The sequence below is a fragment of the Streptomyces sp. NPDC047981 genome (assembly GCF_040653315.1).
Lineage (GTDB): Bacteria > Actinomycetota > Actinomycetes > Streptomycetales > Streptomycetaceae > Streptomyces.
Genome location: NZ_JBEZNQ010000006.1, coordinates 127596 through 151461, shown reverse-complemented (window position 1 = coordinate 151461; position 23866 = coordinate 127596). Strand labels below are relative to the sequence as shown.

The 23866-nt window shown below is 71.6% G+C and carries 24 protein-coding genes; 13 read left to right on the top strand and 11 right to left on the bottom strand.

What is annotated here, in order from left to right:
• Positions 1 to 106 precede the first annotated feature (106 nt).
• The 3 genes from AB0E14_RS06235 to AB0E14_RS06225 all read left to right on the top strand — a co-directional run bounded on the left by AB0E14_RS06235 (position 107) and on the right by AB0E14_RS06225 (position 2214).
• The gene (locus tag AB0E14_RS06235; protein WP_362412834.1) at positions 107 to 868 is read left to right on the top strand and encodes an SDR family NAD(P)-dependent oxidoreductase; all 762 of its coding nucleotides are present in this window, start codon (positions 107 to 109) and stop codon (positions 866 to 868) included.
• A gap of 89 nt (positions 869 to 957) precedes the next feature.
• On the top strand, positions 958 to 1674 hold the full coding sequence (locus AB0E14_RS06230) for a TetR family transcriptional regulator (RefSeq protein ID WP_362412831.1): 717 nt from the start codon (positions 958 to 960) through the stop codon (positions 1672 to 1674).
• Between the two features lie 141 nt (positions 1675 to 1815).
• Positions 1816 to 2214, top strand: coding sequence for a hypothetical protein (locus tag AB0E14_RS06225; RefSeq protein WP_362412828.1), 399 nt, complete (start codon positions 1816 to 1818; stop codon positions 2212 to 2214).
• An 83-nt stretch (positions 2215 to 2297) separates the two neighbouring features.
• On the opposite strand, the gene AB0E14_RS06220 is transcribed toward AB0E14_RS06225, so the two are convergent.
• The 11 genes from AB0E14_RS06220 to AB0E14_RS06170 form a co-directional block, all read right to left on the bottom strand.
• The gene (locus AB0E14_RS06220; protein WP_362412825.1) at positions 2298 to 3254 is read right to left on the bottom strand and encodes an electron transfer flavoprotein subunit alpha/FixB family protein; all 957 of its coding nucleotides are present in this window, start codon (positions 3252 to 3254) and stop codon (positions 2298 to 2300) included.
• A gap of 33 nt (positions 3255 to 3287) precedes the next feature.
• Positions 3288 to 4073 carry an electron transfer flavoprotein subunit beta/FixA family protein gene (locus AB0E14_RS06215; RefSeq protein ID WP_362412822.1) on the bottom strand — a complete coding sequence of 262 codons (786 nt, stop codon included), beginning with the start codon at positions 4071 to 4073 and terminating at the stop codon, positions 3288 to 3290.
• Between the two features lie 28 nt (positions 4074 to 4101).
• The gene (locus tag AB0E14_RS06210; protein ID WP_362412819.1) at positions 4102 to 5253 is read right to left on the bottom strand and encodes an acyl-CoA dehydrogenase family protein; all 1152 of its coding nucleotides are present in this window, start codon (positions 5251 to 5253) and stop codon (positions 4102 to 4104) included.
• A gap of 110 nt (positions 5254 to 5363) precedes the next feature.
• Positions 5364 to 5756 (bottom strand): helix-turn-helix transcriptional regulator, encoded by a 393-nt coding sequence (locus AB0E14_RS06205; protein ID WP_362412816.1) that lies wholly within the window; start codon positions 5754 to 5756, stop codon positions 5364 to 5366.
• 81 nt (positions 5757 to 5837) lie between these two features.
• Positions 5838 to 6296 carry a molybdopterin-dependent oxidoreductase gene (locus AB0E14_RS06200; protein ID WP_362412813.1) on the bottom strand — a complete coding sequence of 153 codons (459 nt, stop codon included), beginning with the start codon at positions 6294 to 6296 and terminating at the stop codon, positions 5838 to 5840.
• Between the two features lie 157 nt (positions 6297 to 6453).
• On the bottom strand, positions 6454 to 9207 hold the full coding sequence (locus AB0E14_RS06195) for a molybdopterin-dependent oxidoreductase (protein ID WP_362412810.1): 2754 nt from the start codon (positions 9205 to 9207) through the stop codon (positions 6454 to 6456).
• Positions 9204 to 10049, bottom strand: coding sequence for an FAD binding domain-containing protein (locus AB0E14_RS06190; RefSeq protein ID WP_362412807.1), 846 nt, complete (start codon positions 10047 to 10049; stop codon positions 9204 to 9206). The genes AB0E14_RS06195 and AB0E14_RS06190 overlap by 4 nt, the downstream gene beginning before the upstream one ends.
• Positions 10050 to 10183: 134 nt before the next feature.
• Positions 10184 to 11284, bottom strand: coding sequence for an aliphatic sulfonate ABC transporter substrate-binding protein (locus AB0E14_RS06185; protein ID WP_362412804.1), 1101 nt, complete (start codon positions 11282 to 11284; stop codon positions 10184 to 10186).
• Between the two features lie 160 nt (positions 11285 to 11444).
• Positions 11445 to 11540, bottom strand: a complete 96-nt coding sequence (locus AB0E14_RS06180; RefSeq protein ID WP_362412800.1) for a putative leader peptide — start codon at positions 11538 to 11540, stop codon at positions 11445 to 11447.
• A gap of 165 nt (positions 11541 to 11705) precedes the next feature.
• Positions 11706 to 12164 carry an Rrf2 family transcriptional regulator gene (locus AB0E14_RS06175; protein ID WP_362412797.1) on the bottom strand — a complete coding sequence of 153 codons (459 nt, stop codon included), beginning with the start codon at positions 12162 to 12164 and terminating at the stop codon, positions 11706 to 11708.
• 5 nt (positions 12165 to 12169) lie between these two features.
• Positions 12170 to 13159 carry an amino acid ABC transporter permease gene (locus tag AB0E14_RS06170; RefSeq protein WP_362412794.1) on the bottom strand — a complete coding sequence of 330 codons (990 nt, stop codon included), beginning with the start codon at positions 13157 to 13159 and terminating at the stop codon, positions 12170 to 12172.
• 642 nt (positions 13160 to 13801) lie between these two features.
• On the opposite strand from AB0E14_RS06170, the gene AB0E14_RS06165 reads away from it, so the two are divergent.
• From AB0E14_RS06165 to AB0E14_RS06120, 10 genes are read left to right on the top strand one after another with little or no spacing between them, the layout of a single operon-like run.
• On the top strand, positions 13802 to 14965 hold the full coding sequence (locus AB0E14_RS06165; protein WP_362412791.1) for an LLM class flavin-dependent oxidoreductase: 1164 nt from the start codon (positions 13802 to 13804) through the stop codon (positions 14963 to 14965).
• Positions 14962 to 15552: a GNAT family N-acetyltransferase gene (locus tag AB0E14_RS06160; protein ID WP_362412788.1), complete on the top strand. Its 591-nt coding sequence runs from the start codon at positions 14962 to 14964 to the stop codon at positions 15550 to 15552. The genes AB0E14_RS06165 and AB0E14_RS06160 overlap by 4 nt, the downstream gene beginning before the upstream one ends.
• 11 nt (positions 15553 to 15563) lie before the next feature.
• Positions 15564 to 16517 carry an ABC transporter substrate-binding protein gene (locus tag AB0E14_RS06155; RefSeq protein ID WP_362412905.1) on the top strand — a complete coding sequence of 318 codons (954 nt, stop codon included), beginning with the start codon at positions 15564 to 15566 and terminating at the stop codon, positions 16515 to 16517.
• 13 nt (positions 16518 to 16530) lie between these two features.
• Positions 16531 to 17583, top strand: coding sequence for an amino acid ABC transporter permease (locus AB0E14_RS06150; RefSeq protein WP_362412902.1), 1053 nt, complete (start codon positions 16531 to 16533; stop codon positions 17581 to 17583).
• Complete coding sequence (locus AB0E14_RS06145; protein ID WP_362412785.1) at positions 17580 to 18344, top strand: amino acid ABC transporter ATP-binding protein; 765 nt, start codon at positions 17580 to 17582, stop codon at positions 18342 to 18344. The genes AB0E14_RS06150 and AB0E14_RS06145 overlap by 4 nt, the downstream gene beginning before the upstream one ends.
• A gap of 38 nt (positions 18345 to 18382) precedes the next feature.
• Complete coding sequence (locus AB0E14_RS06140) at positions 18383 to 19372, top strand: ABC transporter substrate-binding protein (protein WP_362412782.1); 990 nt, start codon at positions 18383 to 18385, stop codon at positions 19370 to 19372.
• 37 nt (positions 19373 to 19409) lie between these two features.
• Complete coding sequence (gene ssuE, locus AB0E14_RS06135; protein WP_362412779.1) at positions 19410 to 19967, top strand: NADPH-dependent FMN reductase; 558 nt, start codon at positions 19410 to 19412, stop codon at positions 19965 to 19967.
• A 56-nt stretch (positions 19968 to 20023) separates the two neighbouring features.
• Positions 20024 to 21280: an LLM class flavin-dependent oxidoreductase gene (locus tag AB0E14_RS06130; protein WP_362412776.1), complete on the top strand. Its 1257-nt coding sequence runs from the start codon at positions 20024 to 20026 to the stop codon at positions 21278 to 21280.
• On the top strand, positions 21277 to 22710 hold the full coding sequence (locus AB0E14_RS06125) for an NtaA/DmoA family FMN-dependent monooxygenase (protein ID WP_362412773.1): 1434 nt from the start codon (positions 21277 to 21279) through the stop codon (positions 22708 to 22710). The genes AB0E14_RS06130 and AB0E14_RS06125 overlap by 4 nt, the downstream gene beginning before the upstream one ends.
• On the top strand, positions 22707 to 23864 hold the full coding sequence (locus AB0E14_RS06120; RefSeq protein WP_362412770.1) for an LLM class flavin-dependent oxidoreductase: 1158 nt from the start codon (positions 22707 to 22709) through the stop codon (positions 23862 to 23864). The genes AB0E14_RS06125 and AB0E14_RS06120 overlap by 4 nt, the downstream gene beginning before the upstream one ends.
• Positions 23865 to 23866: the final 2 nt, after the last annotated feature.

Below are 23866 nucleotides of genomic sequence, written 5' to 3'. Positions count from 1 at the left end.
GCCCTGTCGGTCCGCAGGCCCGCGGATCTATTGTGAGCGGCGCGGACCACGCACAGCTTCGAAGGCACACCCGCCGACAGCTCACGACCTTCCCACGAGGAGTTCCATGGACATCGCCGGCTCCGCCGCGCTCGTCACCGGCGCCGCTTCCGGTCTCGGCGCCGCCACCGCCGCCGCGCTCGCCGCCCGCGGCGCCACCGTCTACGGCCTGGACCTGGACAAGGCCGTCGCCGCCGCCGGGCCGCTGCCCGAGGGTGTCACGCTGCTCGCGGCCGACGTCACCGAGGAGGGGCCGGTCCGTGAGGCGCTCGCGCGGATCGAGGCCGACGGCGCGGAGCTGCGGCTCGCCGTCAACTGCGCGGGCATCGCCCCCTCCGCCCGCGTCCTGGGCCGCAAGGGCCCGCACGACCTGGACCTGTTCCGCACGGTCCTGAACGTCAACCTGCTCGGCACGTTCAACGTCATGCGGCTCGCCGCCGAGGTCATCGCCCGGCAGGAGGCGGACGAGCACGGTCAGCGCGGGCTCGTGGTCAACACCGCCTCGATCGCCGCCTTCGAGGGCCAGGTCGGCCAGATCGCCTACGCCGCCTCCAAGGCGGGCGTCGCCGGGATGACGGTCACCGCCGCCCGCGATCTCGCCCAGTTCGGCATCCGTGTCGTCACCATCGCGCCCGGCATCGTCGACACCCCGATGATGGCCGGTTTCAGCGAGGAGATCCGCGCCGGGCTCGCCGCGAGCGTCACCTTCCCGCAGCGGCTCGCCCACCCCGACGAGTACGCGCGGCTCGTCACGATGGTCGCCGAGCACGACTACCTCAACGGGGAGACCATCCGGATGGACGGCGCCCTGCGCATGGCCGCCCGCTGACCCTCCGGTAGCGCGCGGAGAGCACTTGGTGCCGGGCAGAGCTGGCACCAAGTGCCGTGGCGATGGCTTCCGGATGTTAGGTTCGGGCCATGGGAACAGCCTCGACGAACTCCACGAAGCCCGCGATGCGGGACTCCCTCATCGCCGCGGCCTTCCAGCTCTTCCTGGAGCGCGGATACGAGCAGACCACCGTCGACGACATCGTCACGCTCGCCGGGGTCGGCCGGCGGTCCTTCTTCCGGTACTTCCCGTCGAAGGAGGACGTGGTCTTCCCCGACCACGAGCAGAGCCTCGCCGACATGACCGAGTTCCTCGCCGCGAGCGCCGACACCGACGACCCGCTGGTCAGGATCTGCGACGCCACCCGCCTCGTCATGCGGATGTACGCCGAGAACCCCACCTTCTCCGTCCAGCGCTACCGCCTCACCCGCGAGGTGACCGGGCTGCGGACCTATGAGCTCTCGGTCGTCTGGCGGTACGAGAAGACGCTCGGCGACTACCTGCGGACCCGCTGGGCCGACCGCCGCGACGGCACCCTGCGGGCCAACGTGGTCGCCGCCTCCGTGGTCGCCGCCCACAACCACGCCCTGCGCCACTGGCTGCGCTCCGGCGGCGAGGGCGATCCGCTGGCCGAGGTGGACCGGGCCCTCGACCTGGTCCGCTCCACGTGGTGCGGCGAGCCCGTCGAGGGCGGCGCCGGGAGCGCGGCCGAGGACGCCGAGGACGTCGTGGTGGTGATCACCAAGCGGTCCACGCCGATGTGGCGGGTGGTGCGCGAGGTGGAGTCGAGTCTCGGCGAGAGCTGAGGGTCGCGCGGGGCTCGCCCGCGTTCTCCGAGGGATCTCAGTATCTTGAATTGAGGGAACTGAGGTCTTTATTTGATGGCACTCAGTGCCATATCTTAGCTCCATGCACGGTCGAGCCGCCGAGTGCAAGGAGAACGCATCGTGTTCCACACCGGGTCCATGGGGCTGAGGAACGGGAGCACCGCCGTCCGGACCGAGGAATCGGCCGCCGACGCCGAGCTCTACTACCAGCTCTGCCGCTGGTGCCACACCACGACCTTCCAGCGCCTGCTCTGTCCGACCTGCGGGTCGACCGACCTCGCGCCCGAACGCAGCGAGGGCGAGGGCGTGATCTCCGTACGGCGCGGGGTCACCGCCGCCGACAGCGACCTGTGGCCGGTCCACATGACCGAGGGCTTCGTCGTCCGCTGCCGGGTCGACGGACCGCCGCACGCGGTACGCCCCGGCGTCCGCGTCCGGCTCTCCTCGCGGGCCGCGGTCCAAGGGCACGAGCCGGTCGTCCGGCTCTGCGAGGAGGTCCCCCTGGACGGCTGGATCTGAACCCGGAAAGCGATCGGCCCGGTGGCACTCTGTGCCACCGGGCCGATCGCTTGCGTCGGGGGAGTGCCCCCTCGGGGGTGCCCCTACCGCGCGCCGATCTCGTCGGTCAGCTGCGGCAGGACCTCGAAGAGGTCGCCGACCACGCCGTAGTCCACCAGATCGAAGATCGGGGCCTCCGCGTCCTTGTTGACGGCCACGATCGTCTTGGACGTCTGCATGCCCGCCCGGTGCTGGATCGCGCCGGAGATGCCCGCCGCGATGTACAGCTGCGGCGAGACCTGCTTGCCGGTCTGGCCGACCTGGTTGGAGTGCGGGTACCAGCCGGCGTCGACCGCGGCACGCGAGGCGCCCACGGCGGCGCCCAGCGAGTCGGCGAGCTTCTCGACGACCTGGAAGCCCTCGGCCGCGCCGACACCGCGGCCGCCGGAGACCACGATCGCGGACTCGGTCAGCTCGGGGCGGCCGGTGGAGACGCGCGGGGTGCGCGAGACGACCTTGGCGGCGTTGCCGGTGAAGGCGACGGTGACGTTCTCGACCGTACCGGCGGCCGGAGCGGCCTCCGGGGCGGCGGAGTTGGGCTTGACGGTGATGACCGGCACGCCGTGCGAGACCCGCGACTTCACCGAGTACGAGGCGGCGAAGACGGACTGGGTCGCGACCGGGCCCTCGTCACCGGCCTCGAGCTCCACGGCGTCGGTGATCAGACCCGAGCCGAGGCGCAGGGCGACGCGCGCGGCGATCTCCTTGCCCTCGCCCGAGGAGGTCACGAGGACGGCGGCGACGCCCTTGTCCTTCGCGAGCTGGGTGAGCGCGTCGACCTTCGGCACGACGAGCTGCTCGGCGAACTCGGCGCCGTCCGCGACGTACACGGTCGCGGCGCCGTACTCGCCGGCGGTGGCGGCGATCGACGCGGCGGCCTCGCCGGCGCCGAGCACGACGGCCGTCGGCTCGCCGATCCGGCGGGCCAGCGTGAGCAGTTCGAGCGCCGGCTTGCGGACCGCACCGTCGGCGTGGTCCACGAGAACCAGGATCTCAGCCATGATTCCTTGCTCCTGAACGATAGTGACGGTGGATCAGATGAACTTCTGGGCCGACAGGAACGCGGCGAGCTGCTTGCCGCCGTCGCCCTCGTCGGTGACGATCGTGCCCGCGGTGCGCGCCGGGCGCGCGGCGGCCGACTCGACCAGGGTCCAGGACCCGGCGAGGCCGACCTCGTCGGCGTCGATGCCGAGGTCGTCCAGGTCCAGCTCCTCGACCGGCTTCTTCTTGGCGGCCATGATCCCCTTGAAGGAGGGGTAACGGGCCTCGCCGGACTGGTCGGTGACCGAGACGACGGCGGGCAGCGGGGCCTCCAGGAGCTCGGTGGCGGCGTCGCCGTCGCGGCGGCCCTTCACCGTGCCGTCCTCCACGGAGACCTCGGAGAGCAGGGTGACCTGCGGGAGGCTCAGCCGCTCGGCGAGCAGCGCCGGCAGCACGCCCATCGTGCCGTCCGTCGACGCCATGCCGCAGATGACCAGGTCGAAGCCGGTCTTCTCCAGGGCCTTGGCGAGGATGGCGGAGGTGCCGATGACGTCGGTGCCGTGGATGTCCTCGTCGTTGACGTGGACGGCCTTGTCGGCGCCCATCGACAGCGCCTTGCGGAGCGCGTCCTTGGCGTCGTCGGGGCCGACGGTGACGACGGTGACCTCGGCGTCGTCGGACTCCTCGGAGATCCGCAGCGCCTGCTCGACGGCGTACTCGTCCAGCTCCGAGAGCAGCCCGTCGACCTCGTCGCGGTCGACCGTCAGGTCGTCGGCGAAACCGCGGTCACCGGTCGCGTCGGGAACGTACTTCACACAGACAGCGATCCTCAGGGTCACGGCCTGGCTCCTTTCAAGTGGCGGGTGCTTACGGGAGGTTGCGGGCCATGACGATGCGCTGGACCTGGTTGGTGCCCTCGTAGATCTGGGTGATCTTGGCGTCGCGCATCATGCGCTCGACGGGGTAGTCACGGGTGTAGCCGTAGCCGCCGAGGAGCTGGACGGCGTCGGTGGTGACCTCCATCGCGACGTCGGAGGCGAAGCACTTCGCGGCGGCGCCGAAGAACGTCAGGTCGCCCTCGACGCGCTCGCTCTTGGCGGCGGCGGCGTAGGTGAGCTGACGGGCGGCCTCGAGCTTCATCGCCATGTCGGCGAGCATGAACTGCACGCCCTGGAAGTCGGCGATCGGCTTGCCGAACTGCTTGCGCTCCTGGACGTAGCCCTTGGCGTAGTCCAGCGCGCCCTGGGCGATGCCCAGCGCCTGCGCGGCGATGGTGATACGGGTGTGGTCCAGGGTCTTCATCGCGGTGGCGAACCCGGTGCCCTCGGCGCCGATCATCCGCGAGGCGGGGATACGGACGTTGTCGAGGTAGACCTCGCGGGTCGGGGAGCCCTTGATGCCGAGCTTCTTCTCCGGCGCGCCGAAGGAGACGCCCTCGTCGCCCTTCTCCACCACGAACGCGGAGATGCCCTTGGAGCGCTTCTCCGGGTCGGTGACGGCCATCACCGTGTAGAACTCCGACTCGCCGGCGTTGGTGATCCAGCGCTTCACGCCGTTGAGGACCCAGAAGTCGCCGTCACGGACGGCGCGGGTCTTCATCCCGGCCGCGTCCGAACCGGCGTCCGGCTCGGACAGGCAGTAGGAGAACATCGCCTCGCCCTTGGCCAGCGGGCCGAGGTAGGTCTTCTTCAGCTCCTCGGAGCCCGAGAGGATCACGGGCAGCGAGCCGAGCTTGTTGACCGCGGGGATCAGCGAGGACGAACCGCACGCGCGGGCGACCTCCTCGATGACGATCACGGTCGCCAGCGCGTCCGCGCCCGCACCGCCGTACGTCTCCGGCACGTGCACCGCGTGCAGGTCCGCCGCGACCAGCGCCTCCAGCGCCTCGCGCGGGAAGCGGGCCTCCTCGTCGACCGCCGCCGCGAACGGCGTGATCTTCGCCTCCGCCAGCGCGCGGACCGTCTCCCGGAGCATCTCGTGCTCCTCGGACATGCGGTACAGGTCGAAGTCCTTGCCCATGATGGTGAGCTCCCCTAAGGCTTGTGGCACTGAGTACCCTCAGCAAAACACACTCAGTGCCATGGGCGCCAGTGGCCAGGGGAGCGACGCGGCCGGGGAGGGGCGGAAGGTCAGGTGCGGTCGATGTGCACGCTGGTCGACTTCACCCGGGCGGTGGCCTGCATGCCGACTTCGAGGCCCAGTTCCTCCACGGCCTCGCGGGTGAGCAGGGACACCAGCCGGTGCGGGCCGGCCTGGATGGTGACCTGGGCCGCGACGTCGCCGAGCTTGATCGCCGTGACGATGCCGGGGAAGGCGTTGCGGGCCGAGGTGTAGGACGCGTCGTCCTCACCGCCGCCCTGGGCCAGCTCCACGGAGAAGGCGGCCAGGTCGCGGCCGTCGATCAGCCGGTGGCCGTTGTCGTCGCGATGGGTCACGACGCGGCCGGCGTCGGCCCAGCGTCGTGCGGTGTCGGGGCTCACGCCCAGGAGACGGGCTGCCTGCCCGATCGTGTAGGACTGCATGGGCGACACCGTAAGCGGTTCGGGCCGCCCTGTCGGCCTTGAGCCCTCCCTGTCGGCCTTCGGGGCTCCCCGTCTCGGCCTTCAGCCCTCCCCGTCCGCCGGCGGCCGGCATGTGCCGACCCAGATCCGCGTCACGGCGCTCACGTACCGCGCGCCGCAGCGGTCGGACGGGACGACGAGCTGGGCGCCCGCCGCGTCGAGGTCCATGTCGTCCATCCGCGTGGCCAGCAGCATCGGGGCGTCGCCGAAGTCCGCGTCGATCTCCGCCCACGAAAGGACGGTGTGGTGGCCGTCGCCGCCGCTCACCGCGAGCAGGAAGCGCGACCGGTCCTTGCGCCGCGCCGGGTCGAAGCCGGGCCGGGTGCCGCTCACCACCTCGCGCAGCAGCGGCCCCTCGAAGGTGTGGTGCCGCGCCCCGTCGGTCGCGCAGTCGAAGACGACCTCGGCCCGGTGCTGCTCCCAGCCCCGGCGCAGGTCCGCGACGGTCAGCGTGACCGGGCGGGCCACCTCTCCGTAGAGGTCGAAGGACCCACTGTTCATCGGTTTCCCCTCAGGACGTCGGGCCGGGCGCCGGTGCGGCGACTGCGCCCACTGGTACCCGGCCCTCGGCCCCGCGAACCGCGTCTGCTATGCGAATACGGCCCTTTCCCGTGTGATTGTGAGGTTGATACGAGACAGGGGTACGCATCTTCCGGTCTCAAGCACCAAGCTCCCGGTGGTGGATCGCCCGCCACACACGGTCCCGGGTCACCGGCAGCTCGGTGAAGCGGATGCCGGTGGCGTCGCGCAGCGCGTTGGCGAACGCCGGGGCGACCGGATTGAACGGACTCTCGCTCATCGACTTGGCGCCCAGCGGGCCGATCGCGTCCGTCGTCTCCGTGAAGTGCACCTCGGTGCGCGGGACGTCCGCGTACTGCGGCAGCCGGTACCGGCGGAACGCGGCCGTGGTGACCTCGCCCCGCTCGTCCACCCGCACGGTCTCGAAGAGGGTGGCACCCAGCGCCTGGGCGACACCGCCCTCGACCTGGCCCCTGCACTGCATCGGGTTCATCACCTTGCCCGCGTCGGCGGAGTGGACGCTGCGCAGGATCCGCATCTCCCCGGTGTGGGGGTCGACGGCGATCCGGAACCACTGGGCGTTGAAGGCGACCGACCGAGGGGACCCGCCCCAGTGGCCGTCCGCCGCGATCTCCTCCGTGGCGCCGCTCGCGTGCGCCGCCTCGTACAGCTCCTTCAGCGTCACCGTCCGGCCCGCGCAGTCGAAGGCCTCGGCCCCGAGCACGCACAGATGCCGGGCCACGCCCGTGTGCCGGGCGGCGAACGTCCGCAGCCGCTCGGCCAGCGCGTTCGCGGCCAGCAGGACCGCCTTGCCCGCGACGACCGTGCCGGCCGAGCCGAAGGCGCCCGTGTCGTGGCGTACGACGTCGGTGTCGGACTGCCGGATCGTGAGGCGGTCCTCGGTGGTGTTCAGGGCCCCCGCGGTGATCTGCTGGTGGACGGTCGTCGTGCCGTTGCCGAACTCGGCGGTGCCGACGGCGATGTCGTACGTGCCGTCCGAGAGGAGGGACACGCGCGCGTCGGCGTAGTGGCCTCCCGGCGGCCCGGTCGCGATCATCGCCATCGCCGTGCCCTGCCCGACGAGCCACCCCTCGGGCGCCTCGCTCGCGCTGGTGTCCTCGGCGAGGGCGGTACGGACGACCTCCAGGCACTGGTCGAGCCCGTACGAGGCGATGTGCAGGTCCTCCTCCTCGCCGATCGGGCTGTGCATGGCCTCCCCGGGGCCGATGATGTTCTTCTCCCGGAAGGCGAGCGGGTCCATGCCGAGCAGCCGGGCCAGCTCGTCCATCACCGACTCGACCGCGAAGGTGACCTGGCCGAGCCCGTACCCCCGGAAGGCGCCCGCCGGAACGACGTTCGTGTACACCGAATACGCGTCGACCTTCTTGTGCGGGGCGCGGTAGACCGCGAACGACTCGCCCACGCTGTGGAACATCACGGCCGGGCCGTGGTTCCCGTACGCGCCCGTGTTGGCCACGACCCGCATCTGCACGGCGGTCAGCGTGCCGTCGGCGCGCGCCCCGACCTTGATCCGGATCGTGAAGGGGTGGCGCGTGGTCGCGCCGTAGAACTGCTCGGCCCGGGTGTACTCCAGCTTCACCGGCCGGCGCAGCTTCAGCGCGGCCAGCGCCACGACGTCCTCCGTCAGCATCTCCTGCTTGCCGCCGAAACCGCCGCCCACCCGGCCCGCGACGACCCGGACGTCGTCCTCGTCCAGGCCGTACAGGGCGCACAGGGCGCGGCGGGTCAGGAACGGGGTCTGGGTGGAGGAACGGACGGTGAGCCGCTCGCCCGTGCCGTCCTCCTTCGGCTCGAAGTACGCGACACAGCCGTGGGTCTCCAGGCTGGCGTGCTGCACCCGCTGGGTGCGGAAGGTCTCCTCGTACACGACGTCCGCCTCCGCGAACCCCGTCTCCACGTCGCCGATCTCGCCGTGCACCTCGCCCGCCACGTTCTCGGCCGCGCGCGCGATCCTCGCCTCGGGCCCCTTGTCGCCGTGCAGCGCGGGCGCGCCGGGCGCCATCGCCTCCTCGGGGTCGGTGACGTACGGGAGTTGCTCGTACTCCACCTCGATCCGCCGGCAGCCCTCCTCGGCCGCCTGCTCGCTGTCGGCGACCACGGCCGCGACCCGCTGCCCGACGAACCGGACGGTGGAGTCGAGGACGCAGGTGTCGTCCGGGTCCTCGGTGGGGTGCTCGTGCCGGGCGCTGGAGTACAGGACGTCCGGGGCGTCCTCGTGGGTGAGGACGGCGTGCACCCCGGGGACGCGCAGCGCGGCGGAGGTGTCGAGGGAGACGATCCGGGCGTGCGGGTGCGGGGAGCGCAGCAGCTTCATGTGCAGCAGGCCGGGGACCTCGACGTCGAAGGTGTAGCGGGCGGTGCCGGTGACCACCAGCGGACCGGCGGGCGCGCCGAGGTTCTTGCCCACCGCCTTGCCCGCGCACGGGCGTTCGGTGTGCCGCACACCGCGCACGGCGTCCTCGATGGCCCGGTAGCCCGTGCAGCGGCAGATGTTGCCCTTGAACGCGCGGGGCAGATCGGTGAGCTGCTCCTCGTCCAGGGCGGCGGTGGTCATCAGGAACCCGGCGGTGCAGAAGCCGCACTGGAAGCCCTGGGCGTCGAGGAACTGCCTCTGCACCGGGTGGAGTTCACCCTCGGGGGAGGCAAGGCCCTCGACCGTCGTGACGGATCGCCCCTCGGCCCGCACGGCCGGGTAGAGGCAGCTGTGCACCGGCTGCCCGTCGACGTGCACGGTGCACGCCCCGCAGTCACCGGCGTCGCACCCCTTCTTCACCCCGAACCAGCCGCGCTCACGGAGATAGGTGCGCAGGCACTGGCCGGCGCGCGGCTCCTGGTCGAAGGTACGCCGGTTGATCTCGATCTCGTACGTCATCGGTCCCCCTCCGGGAGCGGCGGTGCGGTGGTCGCGCGCAGGTCGCGGCGGATCTCCTCGGCGAGGCGGAAGCCCATGTGCCGCCGCCACTCGGGCAGTCCGTGGATGTCGTCGAACCAGTCGTCGGCGCCGACGGCGGCCTCGATGGCCCGGCGCAGCTCCGCCCGGTCCGGCGGCAGCGGGAACCAGAGGCGGAACGGCCGTACGGTCGCCGCGCTGATGGTGACCGCGAGCGAGCCGTCCACCGGGTCGAGCGCCCCGACGACCAGGGCGCCGGAGCGGCCGAGGCCGTACAGCGAGGCCTGCCGGAACGCCGTGCGCGAGGCCAGCGCCCGGGCCGGCAGGGTGATCGAGCGCAGCAGCTCGCCCTCGTCGAGGTCCTTGAGCCCCGCGCCGGTGACGAAGTCCACGACCTTCACCCGGCGCACCGTCCCGGCCTGCGACTGGAGCAGACACTCCCCGTCGAGCGCCGCGGTCAGCGAGATCATCGGCCCGGCCGGCAGTCCGTTGCAGAGGTTCCCGCCGACGGTCGCCATGTTCCAGATCTTGAACGAGGCGAGGAACGCCCGGCAGCACTGCTCGAACAGCGGCGCCGCCTCGGCGCGGAGCGTCCGCGCGAACCGGGACAGCTGCGCGATCGTGCAGGTCGCCGCGATCTCCAGCGAGCCGTCCGGGTGGAGCACGAGCGGCTCCCAGCCCATCCGGCTCAGATCGACGAGGCGGCGCAGGTGCGGCTGCGGCTCGGAGAACAGGTACGTCCCGCCGCCCAGCCACGCGTCGCCCGGTCGCCAGGGCTCACGCCGCCGGGCGTCGCGCACCTCCGTCACGGTGTTCAGGTCCATGTCTCCCCAGCCCTTCGACCACTGCTTCCACGCCAGTGAAGCCCGCGCGGAAGGCCGAAAACGACTGGTGCGCCACACGGAATGCCTTCCGTGTGGCGCACAGGGTCCTGGAGGATCGACCTAGGGGGTGGCCGCTACTTCGTGCCGAGTCCGGCGTCGGAGATCTCGGGCTTGCCCGCGGCCTTGAGGATCTTGTTCAGGGGGCGCAGGTCGTAGATCCCGGCGAGGTCGGGCTGCTTGAGGAGCCCGGCCTTCACCGCGTGGTCCGCCTGGGCCTGGAGGGTCGCGGCGAGTGGGTCGTTCGTGAACTGGATGGAGGGCCAGGCGGCGTCGATGACCTTGGCGCCGAGCGGCTTGCCGGTGAGTTCCTTCAGCTTGGCGTTGGCGGATTCCTTGGCCTTGTCGGGGTTGGCGTTGATCCACTCGTTGGTCTTGGTCGATCCGCGCAGGACGGCCTCGACGACGTCGGGGTGCTCGGCGAGGAACTTCTGGGAGACGATGATGTTGGTGATGACGAACTTGTTGTCCGGCCAGAGGGTGGACTCGTCGAGGAGCACCTTCGCGCCCTCGCTGACCAGCTTCGACGCCGTCGGTTCGGGGACCCAGGCGCCGTCGATGGAGCCGGACTTGTAGGCGTCGGGGGTGACCTTGTTGTCGGTGCGCAGGACGGAGACGTCGCCCTTGCCGGACTGGGCGTCGACCTTCCAGCCCTTTTCGGAGATCCAGTTGAGGAAGGCGACGTCCTGGGTGTTGCCGAGCTGCGGGGTGGCGATCCGCTTGCCCTTGACGTCGTCGAGGGTCTTGATCTTGGCGGGGTTGACGACGAGCTTCACACCGCCCGACGCCGAACCGCCCACGATGCGGAGGTTCTTGCCCTTGGACTTGGTGTAGCCGTTGATGGCGGGCGAGGGGCCGATGAAGCCGATGTCGATGGAGTCGGCGTTCAGTGCCTCGATCTCGGAGGGGCCGGCGTTGAAGGTGGAGACCTTCAGCTGCGTCCCGCCCAGTTCCTTCTGGAGGATGCCTTCCTGGTCGCCCACGAGCGCCGTGGCGTGGGTCAGGTTCGGGAAGTAGCCGAGCCGGACCGTGTCCGCGGAGAGCTTCGCGCCCTCGGCGGCCACCTTCTTCTCGTCGGTCTTGGTCTCGGAGCCGTAGCCGCACGAGGCGAGCAGAAGGGGGAGCGCCGCGATGACGGCGACGTTACGCAGGGTGGTGAGCGGTCTGGCGGCAGACACGGAGGTGTCCTCTCGGGAGCTGGGTGATCAGGAAGGTGCGTACGGAGCTGTACGGATATGTACGGAGCTGTACGGAAACGGGTGTGACGGTGCGTACGCGCGACAAAGCGCGACGGACGTCTCAAAGGGTGGACGGATCCGCGCAGAGTGCGGACGGGTCTCAGGCGGTCCGACAGATGGCGCTGGAGTGGCGGCCGAGGTCGATGTGGCGGCGGGAGGTCAACAGGGGCGTGACGTGGACCGCACGGTCGGACATTCGCTTGCACACGTCGGCCACCCCCGCGGATCCCTAGTTCTCCTACCTGGTTGATAGGGATCGTGGCAGAAGGTGGCGCGCGCCCCAAGGGGGTGTTCACATGACGGACGGCCTGGTCTCGCTCGATGAGACCAGGCCGTCCGTCAGGGGTGTGTCACGCCTTCCTCAGGGGTTCGTCCAGGCGTCCGGTGTGCTCGCCAACTCGGTTACTTCCAGGGGGAGTTCCGCAGCCGCCACATCGGCGAGCGACACACCTTCGAGGATCTCGCGCACATTGGACCGCAGCGCGACCCACAGCGGCAGCAGCGACTCGGCGGCCCCGGTGTACGAGAGGTCCGGTGGGCGGACCCCGCGTACCGACACCAGCGGCCCGTCCACGACACGTATGACGTCCGCGATGCTGATGGACCCCGCGGGTCTCGCCAGCCGGTAGCCCCCGTTGCCGCCCCGCCGGCTGACGACGAGGCCGCCACGGCGCATGTCGTTCAGGATGCCTTCGAGGAACTTGTGGGGGATGTCCTGGGCCTCGGCGATGGCCTCCGTCTTCAGAGGTTCGTCGTCCCGTTCCGCTGCGAGCTGCAGTGCGGCACGTACCGCGTAGTCCGCCCTGGCCGATATCCGCATGCCCGTCAGTATCGCGTACGGCCCCGGACGCGCCGCAGGGCGGTGAGCCGGACCCGGAGCCGCTGCAGCGGGGTCGGCGGCAGGGCGCGGGCGGACCCGCGCGCGTAATGGCGTTCGACGTAGAACTGCGCCGTGCTGAGCACGGTCGTGACCGCGACGTACCAGACCGTGGCGACCATGAGCAGGGGGATGACCTGGTACGTCTGGTTGTAGACCAGCTGTACCGAGTACAGCAGGTCGTGCACGGCGAGGACGCTGACGATGCTCGTGCCCTTCAACGTGCCGATCAGCATGTTCCCGGCCGTCGGCACGATCGAGCGCATCGCCTGCGGGACGACGATCCGGAGCAGGGTGCGCCGTCTGCCGATGCCGAGCGCCTGCGCGGCCTCGGTCTGGCCCGCGTCCACCGACAGGATCCCGCCGCGCACCACTTCGGCGGCGTACGCCGCCTCGTGCAGGGTCAGTCCGATGACGGCGGTGAGCGTGGGGCCGAGCAGGTTCACCGTCTTGACGGTGAGGAACTCCGGGCCGAAGGGGATGCCCAGGCCGAGCGTCGGGTACAGGGCGCCGATGTTGAACCAGAACAACAGCTGGACCAGCAGCGGGGTGGATCTGAAGATCCACACGAAGCCCCAGCTCAAGGTGGACAGGACCAGGTTGGAGGAGAGGCGCATCACGGCCAGCGGGGTGCCGAGGAGGAAGCCGAGCACCATCACGACGGCGGTCAGCCAGAGGGTGAGCAGCAGCCCGTCGAGCACGGCGGCCGTGGTGAAGTACTGGCCGACCACGTCCCACTGGAACGCACGGTTGCGGACGACGGAGTTGACCACCAGCGCGAAGACCAGCAGCGCGACGACCGCGGTCACCAGTCGGCCGACGCGCCGGCGGGGGACGATGCGCGGCAGATCGGGATCGGTATCGGGGCCGGGGGAGGGGGTACCGAGGCCGGTGCCGGTGGCCTTCAGCGTTGTCGAGGGTGCGGAGGGCGGGACCATCGGGGGCTCCTGGAGAGGGAGGCGCGGGTGGGCGGACCCTCGGACACGGCGTCATCACACGCACCGCGTCCCTCAACGCGGCGGGGCGGCGGCAGCACGAGGCGGAGCCGCTCCTGGCTCGATCGTAGGCGGCCGCTTCTCGTTTGTGTCAACCACGCAAACGTTTCGCCCAACTCCGGCCGTGGAGCCGGGCCATGGTTGACGAGAGTCGCGATGTGCTGCTGAATGGGTCGCATGGATGCCGATCAGCGCCTGGTCACTCGCGACCACATCGACTTCGGTCGTGTGTGGTCCGCCGCGTGTTGCGCCTGACGCGGCAGCGGGCCGTCCGACCGGCCCATTCCCTCCCTCGGTAACCCCGTCGCGGGCCGTTCTCCCACGTCGTCGCACGACCGCCGTACGGCCGCCCCGTACGGCAGGTCCCGCGTGACGGCGACGTGACGCGCGCCGCCGCCGCTGCCACCACCGAACCACCACCTCGGCCGAGGCCCACCGGGCCCCGGGCGTCATCACCCCTGCTCACCCTCCCGCTTCTGCCCCGAAGCGCCGCCGTACCCGGCCGCGCCCAGGGCCCGCCCCGGCGTGCCCAGGCGCTGTCCGACGGGTGGCGGCCGCCGAGGACCCGAGGAAAGGCCATCTCCCATGCCAGTGGAGTTCCTTGGCATCGCCGCCACCCATGACGGCTCCGAGACCACCGCGCGTTCCGGCGCCGCGTTCGACAAGGAGTACACGCTCCGGCTCGCCCGGGCGCACGAGGACCACGGCTGGGACCGGGTCCTGTTCGCGTACGGCTCCGGGTCGCCGGATCCCGCGCCGGCCGCCGCGTACGTCGCGAGCCGACTCGACCGACTGCAGATCCTGCTCGCGCACCGGCCCAACGTCTCCTACCCGACCTTCGCCGCGAAGACCTTCGCCACCCTCGACCAGATCAGCGAGGGCAGGCTGACCGTCCACTTCATCACCGGCGGCAACGACCACGAGCAGGGGCGGGAGGGCGACACCCTCGGCAAGGACGAGCGCTACGCCCGCACCCGCGAGTACATCCGGATCGTCAAGAAGATCTGGACCACGCACGAGCCCTTCGACCACGAGGGCGAGCACTACCGCTTCCACGACTTCGTCAGCGATGTCTTCCCCGTCCAACAGCCCAGGCCCGGCGTCTCGTTCGGCGGCTCCTCGCCCGCCGCGTACGCGGCAGGGGGCGCCGAGGCCGACATCTACTGCCTCTGGGGCGAACCCCTCGCGGAGACCGCCGCGCAGATCGAGGCGGTCAAGGCCGCCGCGAAGGCCGCGGGCCGCGCCGACGTGCCGCGCATCCAGGTGGCGTTCCGTCCGATCATCGCCCCGACGGAGGAGCTGGCCTGGGAGAAGGCGCACCGCACGGTCGGCGCCATCCGCGCCCGGCGCGCGCAGGGCGTCGTCCGGCACCACCGGGGCGACGCGCCGCAGAACACCGGCTCGCAGCGGCTGATCGCCATCGCCGAGGCGGGGGAGCGGTACGACCGCGCGCTGTGGACCCCGACGGCGGCCGCGACCGGCGGCGCGGGCAACTCCAACGCCCTGGTCGGCACCCCCGAGACGGTCGCCCAGGCGCTGCTCGACTACTACGACCTCGGCGTCGACATCCTCTCCGCGCGTGGCTACGACCTGCTGGGCGACGCGGTCGACTTCGGCCGGTTCGTGATCCCGATCGTCCGCGAGGAGGTCGCCAAGCGCGACGCCGAGCGCGCCGCCGCGCGGGGTGCGCAGGGCGCGCGGGGCGAGAAGCCGGCGGAAGATCCGACGCTCGCGGCGGTGTGGGCATGACGTACGTCGACGAGACCGTCCCACCCCTCACCTCGAACGGCGAGGTGACGGTCATTCAGGTCCCCGTCTCCGATCCGCGCGTGGAGCCGCTCATCCGCGAGCTGGGCGAGGAGTACAGCGCCCGTTACGGCAAGGACGCCCACACCGAGCTCTCCCGCTATCCCGACGAGGAGTTCACCGAGCCGCACGGCGGCGCGCTGATCCTCCTCCTGGAGCGGGGCGAACCGGTCGCGGGCGGCGCCTTCCGCCGGTACGACCCGGAAACGGCCGAACTGAAGCGGATCTGGACGCACTCCGCCCACCGGCGGCGCGGCCTGGCCCGCCGCGTCGTCGCCGAACTGGAGCGCGCGGCGGGCGACCGCGGCTACCGGCGGATCTACCTGACCACCGGCCCGCGCCAGCCGGAGGCGCGCGGCCTCTACCTGGTCACCGGCTACACACCGCTGTTCGACACCGAGGCCCACCCGGAGACCCTCGGCCTCCTGCCCTTCGAGAAGAACCTCCCCGCGGCCGTCCCCGAGGACCTCGCCTCGGACCTGCGCGAACACCTCCCCTCGGACCTCCCCGGAAAGGCCGCCGACCAGTGAACCTCCCGCCGATACGCGCGCTCTCCACCCGGCTGCGCGTCGCCGTCCCCCTCGCGCTGTTCCCGGTCCTCGCGCTGACCGCCTGCGGGTCCGGCTCCACCGCCGCCACTCCGGCCGGCGCGCGGGCGTCCGCCCCGCCGGCCGACGACCCCGTCGCCGCCGTACGGAAGGTCGACAAGGCCGCGGCCCTGCTCCCCGGCGACGTCCGGGCGGCGGGCACGCTCCGGGTCGGCAGCTCGGTCGGCTTCCCGCCCGGGGCGTACTACCCGAACGGCCCGGACAAGCCGCCCGCGGGCCAGGACATCGACCTCGCCGACGCGGTGGCCAAGGTCCTCGGGCTGAAGCTGGAGCGGCAGGACGCCTCCTTCGAGACGATCCTGCCGGCGCTCGGCAGCGGCAAGTACGACGTGGGCACCGGCAACTTCGGCGTCACGACGGAACGCCTGAAGACCATCGACTTCGTCACGTACATCAATGACGGCCAGGGCTTCGCCGTGAAGAAGGGCAACACGGCGCTCGGCACCGGGGTCACCGACCTCACCCAGCTCTGCGGGCTGACCATCGGCACCGGCGCGGGCACCACCTTCGAGGCCACCCTCACCGCGCGCAAGGGGGTCTGCGCGGAGGCGGGGAAGAAGCCGTACGACGTGAAGGTCTACTCCGAGAACGGGGCCACGCTCACCGCGCTCCAGCAGGGCCGGATCGACGTCGTGATGTCGACCATCAACGGGCTGCGCCACCAGGCCGCGCAACCCGCCTCGCAGACCACCTTCCTGGGCGAGTTCCACCGCCTCGACGTCGGCTTCGCCTTCAAGAAGGGCTCCCCGCTCACCCCCGCCTTCCAGGCCGCCGTCGACGAGCTGATCAAGGACGGCACGTACGCCCGGATCCTGAAGAAGTGGGGCACCTCCGAGTCCGCGATCGAGACCTCGCGGATCAACCCTCCCGAGCACAAGAAGAGTTGAGCAGGTGACCACGATGGGACTCACCACCGACCCGGCCCCCGCCGCGAGCGCCCCGCCCTCCGGCCCTGGCCCCCACGCCCCACCCGGCAGACCGGCCCGGCCCGACCCGTCCGCCCTCAAGGTCGTCCCCGTCCGCCACTACGCCCGCTGGGCGGCCGCCGTCGCCGTGGCGGTCCTGGTCGCCCAGTTCATCCACGGACTCGCCACCAACCCGGTCTGGGAATGGCACGTCTTCCGCGACTACATCCTGTCCGAGACCATCGTCCAGGCCGTCTGGGTCACCCTCCAGCTCACCGCGTACGCCACGGTCCTCGGCTTCCTCCTCGGTACCGTCCTCGCCTTCATGCGGCTCTCGCACAGCCCGGTGCTGCAGACCGTGGCCTGGACGTACATCTGGATCTTCCGGTCGATCCCGATGATCGTCCAGCTGGTGTTCTGGTTCAACCTCAGTGCCCTGTACGAGCGGTTGGGCGTCGGCATCCCCTTCGGCCCGGTCTTCTGGTCCGTCGACAGCAACAGCCTGATCGGCACCATCGGTGCCGCGATCATCGGTCTTACGCTGCATCAGGCCGCGTACGCCGCCGAGATCGTCCGGGGCGGCGTGCTCGCCGTCGACCACGGGCAGCTGGAGGCCGCGGCCGCGCTCGGGATCCCCCGGCTGAGGCAGATCCGCCGGATCGTGCTGCCGCAGGCCATGCGGGCCATCCTGCCCACCGCGGGCAACGAGATCGTCGGGCTGCTGAAGGGCACCTCGGTGGTCTACGTGATGGCGATCGGCGAACTCTTCTACCAGGTGCAGGTGATCTACGGCCGCAACGGCCGGGTGATCCCGCTGCTGCTCGTCGCCACCGCCTGGTACGTCGTCCTCACCAGCGTCCTCTCGGTGGCCCAGTACTACGTGGAGCGCCACTTCGCCCGGGGCAGCAACCGCACCCCTCCGCCCACCCCGCTCCAGCGGTCCCGGCGCTTCCTCCACGACCTGAGGACGGCGGCGGCCCGGCGCGACCTGCCCGCCCCGCCCCTCGAACACCCGAAAACCGCAGAGCCCCTGGGAGGCACCCGATGAGCGAGGTGATGGTCGACGTCCACGGCGTCCACAAGAGCTTCGGCCCGCTGGAGGTGCTGCGCGGAGTCGACCTCCAGGTGCGGGCCGGCGAGGTCACCGTGATCCTCGGGCCGTCCGGCTCGGGCAAGTCCACCCTGCTGCGGACCGTGAACCACCTGGAGAAGGTCGACCGGGGCTGGATCGCCATCGACGGCGAACTCATCGGCTACCGCCGCTCCGGCGACAAGCTCTACGAGCTCCGCGAGAAGGACGTCCTGCGCCAGCGCACCCACATCGGGTTCGTCTTCCAGAACTTCAACCTCTTCCCGCACCTGACCGTGCTCGGGAACCTCGTCGAGGCGCCCGTCTCCGCGCTGCGCCGCCCCCGCAAGGAGGCGGAGGAGACCGCCCGGCGGCTCCTGGAACGGGTCGGCCTCGCCGACAAGGCCGACGCCTATCCGCGCCAGCTCTCCGGCGGTCAGCAGCAGCGGGTGGCGATCGCCCGCGCCCTCGCCCTCGAACCGAAGGTGCTCCTCTTCGACGAGCCCACCTCGGCGCTCGACCCCGAGCTGGTCAGTGAAGTCCTCGACGTCATCAAGGACTTGGCGAGCACCGGCACCACGATGGTCGTCGTCACCCACGAGATCGGCTTCGCCCGAGAGGTCGCCGACACCGTGGTCTTCATGGACGGCGGCGTCGTCGTGGAGCAGGGCCCGCCCTCGGCCGTTCTCGACGCCCCGCGCCACGAGCGCACCCGCGCCTTCCTGTCCAAGGTCCTCTGAACTCCGCACCACCCCCTCGACCCGTAAGGAGCACCACCGTGTCCACCACCTCGCTCACCCGCCGCACCTCCCTCTCCGCTGCGCTCGGCCTCGTCCTGACCCTCGCCCTCACCGCCTGCGGCAACCCCTCCGACGGCGGCACGACGGAGGTCGCCGGAGCGACCGGCACCACGACGAAGATCAACCTCGGCCCGGACCAGAACCGCGTCACCACCGCCAAGGTCGACTCCATAGCCGCCAAGGTCCCGGAGAAGATCCGCGAGAGAGGCACCCTGGAGATCGTCGACTCCTCCGGCTCGGCGGCGCCGCTGACCTTCTACGCGACCGACAACAAGACCGTCATCGGAGTCGAGACCGACCTGGCGTATCTGGTCGCCGATGTCCTCGGGCTCAAGCCGAAGATCAACACGGTGTCGTGGGAGAACATCTTCGTCGGCCTCGACAGCGCCAAGTACGACGTCGGCTTCTCCAACATCACCGTCACCGAGGAGCGCAAGGACAAGTACGACTTCGCGACCTACCGCAAGGACGACCTCGCCTTCGAGGCGAAGAAGGGCAGCGGACTGAAGGTCGCGGGACCGGCGGACGTGGCCGGCAAGAAGGTCGCGGTGAGCAGCGGCACCAACCAGGAGAAGCTGCTCGTCGAGTGGAGCAAGGAGAACGAGAAGGCCGGTCGCCAGAAGGTCGACATCGCCTACTACCAGAACGCCTCCGACACCTACCTCGCCCTCCAGTCCGGCCGCATCGACCTCTTCCTCGGCCCCAACCCGACCGCCGCCTACCACGCCGCGAGCACCGGCAGGACGGAGGTCGTGGGCACCTACTCCGGCGCCGGCGCCTCCCTCCAGGGCCTCATCGCGGCCACCACGAAGAAGGACAGCGGACTCGTCGAGCCGCTCGCGGACGCCCTCAACCAGGTCATCGAGAACGGCACGTACGCCGAGGTGCTGAAGCGCTGGGGGCTCTCCGCCGAGGCTGTGACGCGCTCGGAGATCAACCCGCCCGGCCTGCCCAGGACCAACAAGTAGCGCCGTCCCCACTCCACGCCTCTCCGAAGGGTCCGCCATGGCCACCGTCCTGTCCGTCTCCGGAAGCCCCTCCGCCACCTCCCGCACCGCCCGGCTCCTGCGCCACCTGGACGCGCGCCTCACCGCCCAGGGCCACGAGGTCGTCCCGCTGGACGTCCGCACCCTGCCCGCCGAGGCCCTGCTCGGCGCCGACTTCACCCACCCCGCGATCGTCGAGGCGACCGCGCTCTTCGACCGCGCCGACGGCGTCGTCATCGGCACGCCCGTCTACAAGGCGGCCTACTCCGGTCTCCTCAAGTCCCTGCTCGACCTGCTCCCGCAGTACGCGCTCACCGGCAAGACGGTGCTGCCGCTGGCGACCGGCGGGACGACGGCCCACGTCCTGGCCATCGACTACGCGCTCCGCCCGGTGCTCAGCTCCATGGGCGCCGCGCACATCGTCCAGGGCTGGTTCACGCTCGACAAGGACATCGCGGTCGGCGGCGACGGCGCCCTGACCGTCGCCCCGGGCCCGGCGCGGGCTCTCGGCCAGGTCGTCGACCGGTTCTCCGAGGCGCTCGGAGGCCGTACGGCCGTCCTCGCGGCAGCCGGTTGACGGTGGGCCCGCAGGCCTGCCCCGTACCGTCGCCCGCGCAGAAAGGCACCCCCGCCGTGTCCGCACCCCCGTCCACCGTCTCCGAGTCCTCCGCCCCCGACCCCCTGCACCTCGCCGTCGCGCTCGACGGCGCGGGCTGGCACCCGGCCGCCTGGCGCGAGCCGGGCGCCCGCCCCCACGAGCTGTTCACCCCCGGCTACTGGGCCGACCTCGTCGCCGAGGCCGAACGCGGCCTGCTCGACTTCGTGACCATCGAGGACGCGCTCGGTCCCCAGTCCTCGCACCCCACGGACCCCGACGACCGCACCGACCAGGTGCGCGGCCGGCTCGACGCCGTGCTCCTCGCCGCCCGGATCGCGCCCCTGACCCGGCACATCGGTCTCGTGCCGACCGTGATCGCCACCCACACCGAGCCCTTCCACATCTCCAAGGCGATCGCCACCCTCGACCACGTCAGCAACGGCCGCGCCGGACTGCGGATCCAGGTCTCGGGGCGGCCCCACGAGGCCGCGCACTTCGGCCGCCGCACCCTTCCACGGCTCGGCGTCGAGGAGTACGGCACCCCCGCCGGACAGGACCTCCTCACCGAACTGTTCGACGAGGCCGCCGACCACGTCGAGGTGGTGCGCAGGCTCTGGGACAGCTGGGAGGACGACGCGGAGATACGGGACGTCGCCACCGGGCGCTTCGTCGACCGCGAACGGCTCCACCCCGTCGACTTCGAGGGCCGGCACTTCAGCGTCCGAGGGCCCTCGATCACACCCCGCCCGCCGCAGGGCCAGCCCGTCGTGAGCGCCCTGGCGCACCGGAGCATCCCCTACGGGCTCGTCGGCCGCGCGGCGGACATCGGCTACGTCACCCCGCGCGACGCCGAGCACGCCCGCGCTCTCGTCGGCGAGATCCGTACCGCCCAGAGCGCGGCCGGGCGCGCCGGGGACATGGTGCACGTCTTCGGCGACCTGGTCGTCCTCCTGGACGCCGAGCCCGGCGCGGCCGAGGCCCGCAAGGCCCGCCTGGACGCGCTCGCGGGCGAGGCCCTCACCAGCGACGCCACGATCTTCACGGGGACGCCCGCCGAGCTGGCTGACCTGCTCCTGGAGTGGCGGGCGGCGGGCCTGACCGGATTCCGGCTGCGCCCCGGCGTGCTCGCCCACGACCTGGAGCGGATCACCCGGGAGCTGGTGCCGGAGCTCCAGCGCCGGGGCGCCTTCCGCACCGCGTACGAGGCGGACACCCTGCGCGGGCTGCTCGGGCTCGCCCGTCCGGACAACCGCTACACGACCGCGCGAACAGCAGGAGCCGTACGACGATGAGCAGTTCGAGTACGGGCAAGCCCCGTAAGCAGATCCATCTGGCCGCCCACTTCCCCGGCGTCAACAACACCACCGTGTGGAGCGACCCGCGCGCCGGGAGCCACATCGACTTCAGCTCCTTCGTCCACTTCGCCAGGACCGCCGAACGCGCCAAGTTCGACTTCCTCTTCCTCGCCGAGGGGCTGCGGCTGCGTGAACAGGGCGGCCGGATCTACGAGTCGGACGTCGTCGGGCGGCCCGACACCTTCACCGTCCTGTCGGCGCTCGCCGCCGTCACCGAGCACCTCGGCCTCACCGGCACCATCAACTCCACCTTCAACGAGCCCTACGAGGTGGCCCGCCAGTTCGCGAGCCTCGACCACCTCTCCGGCGGGCGCGCCGCCTGGAACGTCGTCACCTCCTGGGACGCGTTCACCGGCGAGAACTTCCGGCGCGGCGGCTTCCTCCCGCAGGAGGAGCGCTACTCCAGAGCCAGGGAGTTCCTGGCCACGGCCCGCGAACTCTTCGACTCCTGGCGCGGCGACGAGCTCGTCGCCGACTCGGCGGCCGGGATCTTCCTGAAGGACGCGGAGGCGGGCGCCTTCGCCCACCGGGGACGGCACTTCGACATCGCGGGACGGTTCAACGTGCCGCGCGGCCCGCAGGGTCGGCCGGTGATCTTCCAGGCCGGTGACTCGGAGGAGGGCCGCGAGTTCGCCGCGGCGGACGCGGACGCGATCTTCAGCCGGCACGGCGACCTCGACGCGGGACGCGCCTTCTACGCCGACGTCAAGGGGCGGCTCGCCCGCCACGGGCGCACGCACGACGAACTGCTCGTCCTGCCCGCCGCGACCTTCGTCCTCGGCGACACGGACGCCGAGGCGCGGGAGCTGGCCCACGAGGTGCGCCGGCAGCAGGTCAGCGGCCGGACGGCCCTCGCGTACCTGGAACAGGTCTGGAACCGGGACCTGTCGGGCTACGACCCGGACGGTCCGCTCCCCGACATCGACCCCGACCCCGGCGAGCACACGGTGGTCCAGGGCCGGGCGAGCGTCCGGATGTTCCGCGATCCGCTCGCGGTCGCCCGGGAGTGGCGTGCCCGCGCTGAGGCGGAGAAGCTGTCCATCCGCGAGCTGGTCATCGAGACCACCTCCCGGCAGACCTTCGTCGGCTCCCCGGCCACCGTCGCCGGGACCATCGACTCCCTCGTCCAGGCGGACGCCGCCGACGGCTTCATCCTGGTCCCGCATCTGACCCCCGGCGGCCTGGACGCGTTCGCCGACACCGTCGTGCCGCTGCTCCAGGAGCGCGGCGTCTTCCGCCACGCGTACACCGGCAGCACGCTCCGGGACCATCTCGGTCTCGCCCACCCGGACGCCCGCCCCCGCCCCGACGGCCGCGCGCGGGCCGAGGACCGCGCGCATGCGCGGAACGGGCGGGCCGCGTCGTGAAGTTCCTGGCCATCACCCTCGTCGTGCACGCCCCGGATCCCGTCACGGGCGTCAAGAAGTCGACGCGCGAGCGCTTCCGCGAGGTGATCGACAACGCCGTGCTCGCCGAGGAACTCGGCTTCGACGGCTTCGGCGTCGGCGAGCGCCACGAGCGGCCCTTCCTCTCCTCCTCGCCGCCGGTCCTCCTCAGCCACATCGCCGCCCGCACCTCCCGGATCCGGCTCTTCACCGCCGTCACCACGCTCAGCCTGCTCGACCCGGTGCGCGCGTACGAGGACTACGCGACCCTGGACCACCTGTCGGACGGCCGGCTCGACCTGATCATCGGCAAGGGCAACGGCACCGCCCAGCGCGAGCTGTTCCACGTGACGCCCGAGGACCAGTGGGACCGCAACGCCGAGGGGTACGAGCTGTTCCGCCGGATCTGGCGCGAGGACCGGGTGACCGCCGCCCCGCGCTTCCGGCCGGGCCTGGACGAGGCCGAGGTGTGGCCGCGGCCGCTCCAGCGCCCGATCCGCGTCTGGCACGGCAGCGCGACCAGCGAGGACTCCGTCGACCTGGCCGCCCGCTACGGGGACCCGCTCTTCTCCGCCAACGTCACGCACCCCATCGAGCCGTACGCCGCGCTCGTCCGCCACTACCGCGAGCGCTGGGAGCACCACGGCCACGACCCGGCCCGCGCCGTCGTCGGCGCGGGCACGGCGGGCTTCCACACGGCCCGTACCTCGCAGGAGGCGATCGCCGCGTACCGGCCGGTGTTCGAGGCGAGCCTCGCGTTCCAGAAGCAGCAGGGCGTCGAGCCGGTGTTCCGGACGCTTGACGACTTCGTCGAGCGCAGCTCGGCGCTCATCGGAAGCCCGCAGCAGATCATCGACAAGGTGCACCGCTACCACGAGCGGTTCGGGCACAGCGTGCTCCATCTGCAGGCCGACGCGGGCGGACTGACGGACGCTCGGCACCGCGCGTCCCTCGAACGCTTCCAGTCCGACATCGCGCCGGTGCTGCGCCGGGAGATCCCCGACCCGCCGTTCCCGTGGGCCCCGGTCCTCGGCGCCGACGTCACCCCGGCCGACGTCACCCCGGCCGTCGCCGTCCGGGCCGAGGCCGGCGCGGCCGATGCCGGCCCGGCCACCCCCGCCCCCGACCACAGCTAGAG

Excerpts from the sequence above, each read along its gene's own strand:
- AB0E14_RS06195 (WP_362412810.1), bottom strand. The coding sequence starts at position 9,207 with ATGACGTACGAGATCGAGATCAACCGGCGTACCTTCGACCAGGAGCCG.
- AB0E14_RS06145 (WP_362412785.1), top strand. The coding sequence starts at position 17,580 with ATGAGCGAGGTGATGGTCGACGTCCACGGCGTCCACAAGAGCTTCGGC.
- AB0E14_RS06210 (WP_362412819.1), bottom strand. The coding sequence starts at position 5,253 with ATGGGCAAGGACTTCGACCTGTACCGCATGTCCGAGGAGCACGAGATG.
- AB0E14_RS06180 (WP_362412800.1), bottom strand. The coding sequence starts at position 11,540 with ATGTCCGACCGTGCGGTCCACGTCACGCCCCTGTTGACCTCCCGCCGC.
- AB0E14_RS06205 (WP_362412816.1), bottom strand. The coding sequence starts at position 5,756 with ATGCAGTCCTACACGATCGGGCAGGCAGCCCGTCTCCTGGGCGTGAGC.
- AB0E14_RS06220 (WP_362412825.1), bottom strand. The coding sequence starts at position 3,254 with ATGGCTGAGATCCTGGTTCTCGTGGACCACGCCGACGGTGCGGTCCGC.
- AB0E14_RS06230 (WP_362412831.1), top strand. The coding sequence starts at position 958 with ATGGGAACAGCCTCGACGAACTCCACGAAGCCCGCGATGCGGGACTCC.
- AB0E14_RS06235 (WP_362412834.1), top strand. The coding sequence starts at position 107 with ATGGACATCGCCGGCTCCGCCGCGCTCGTCACCGGCGCCGCTTCCGGT.
- ssuE (WP_362412779.1), top strand. The coding sequence starts at position 19,410 with ATGGCCACCGTCCTGTCCGTCTCCGGAAGCCCCTCCGCCACCTCCCGC.
- AB0E14_RS06150 (WP_362412902.1), top strand. The coding sequence starts at position 16,531 with ATGGGACTCACCACCGACCCGGCCCCCGCCGCGAGCGCCCCGCCCTCC.
- AB0E14_RS06190 (WP_362412807.1), bottom strand. The coding sequence starts at position 10,049 with ATGGACCTGAACACCGTGACGGAGGTGCGCGACGCCCGGCGGCGTGAG.
- AB0E14_RS06125 (WP_362412773.1), top strand. The coding sequence starts at position 21,277 with ATGAGCAGTTCGAGTACGGGCAAGCCCCGTAAGCAGATCCATCTGGCC.
- AB0E14_RS06170 (WP_362412794.1), bottom strand. The coding sequence starts at position 13,159 with ATGGTCCCGCCCTCCGCACCCTCGACAACGCTGAAGGCCACCGGCACC.
- AB0E14_RS06200 (WP_362412813.1), bottom strand. The coding sequence starts at position 6,296 with ATGAACAGTGGGTCCTTCGACCTCTACGGAGAGGTGGCCCGCCCGGTC.
- AB0E14_RS06165 (WP_362412791.1), top strand. The coding sequence starts at position 13,802 with ATGCCAGTGGAGTTCCTTGGCATCGCCGCCACCCATGACGGCTCCGAG.
- AB0E14_RS06160 (WP_362412788.1), top strand. The coding sequence starts at position 14,962 with ATGACGTACGTCGACGAGACCGTCCCACCCCTCACCTCGAACGGCGAG.
- AB0E14_RS06175 (WP_362412797.1), bottom strand. The coding sequence starts at position 12,164 with ATGCGGATATCGGCCAGGGCGGACTACGCGGTACGTGCCGCACTGCAG.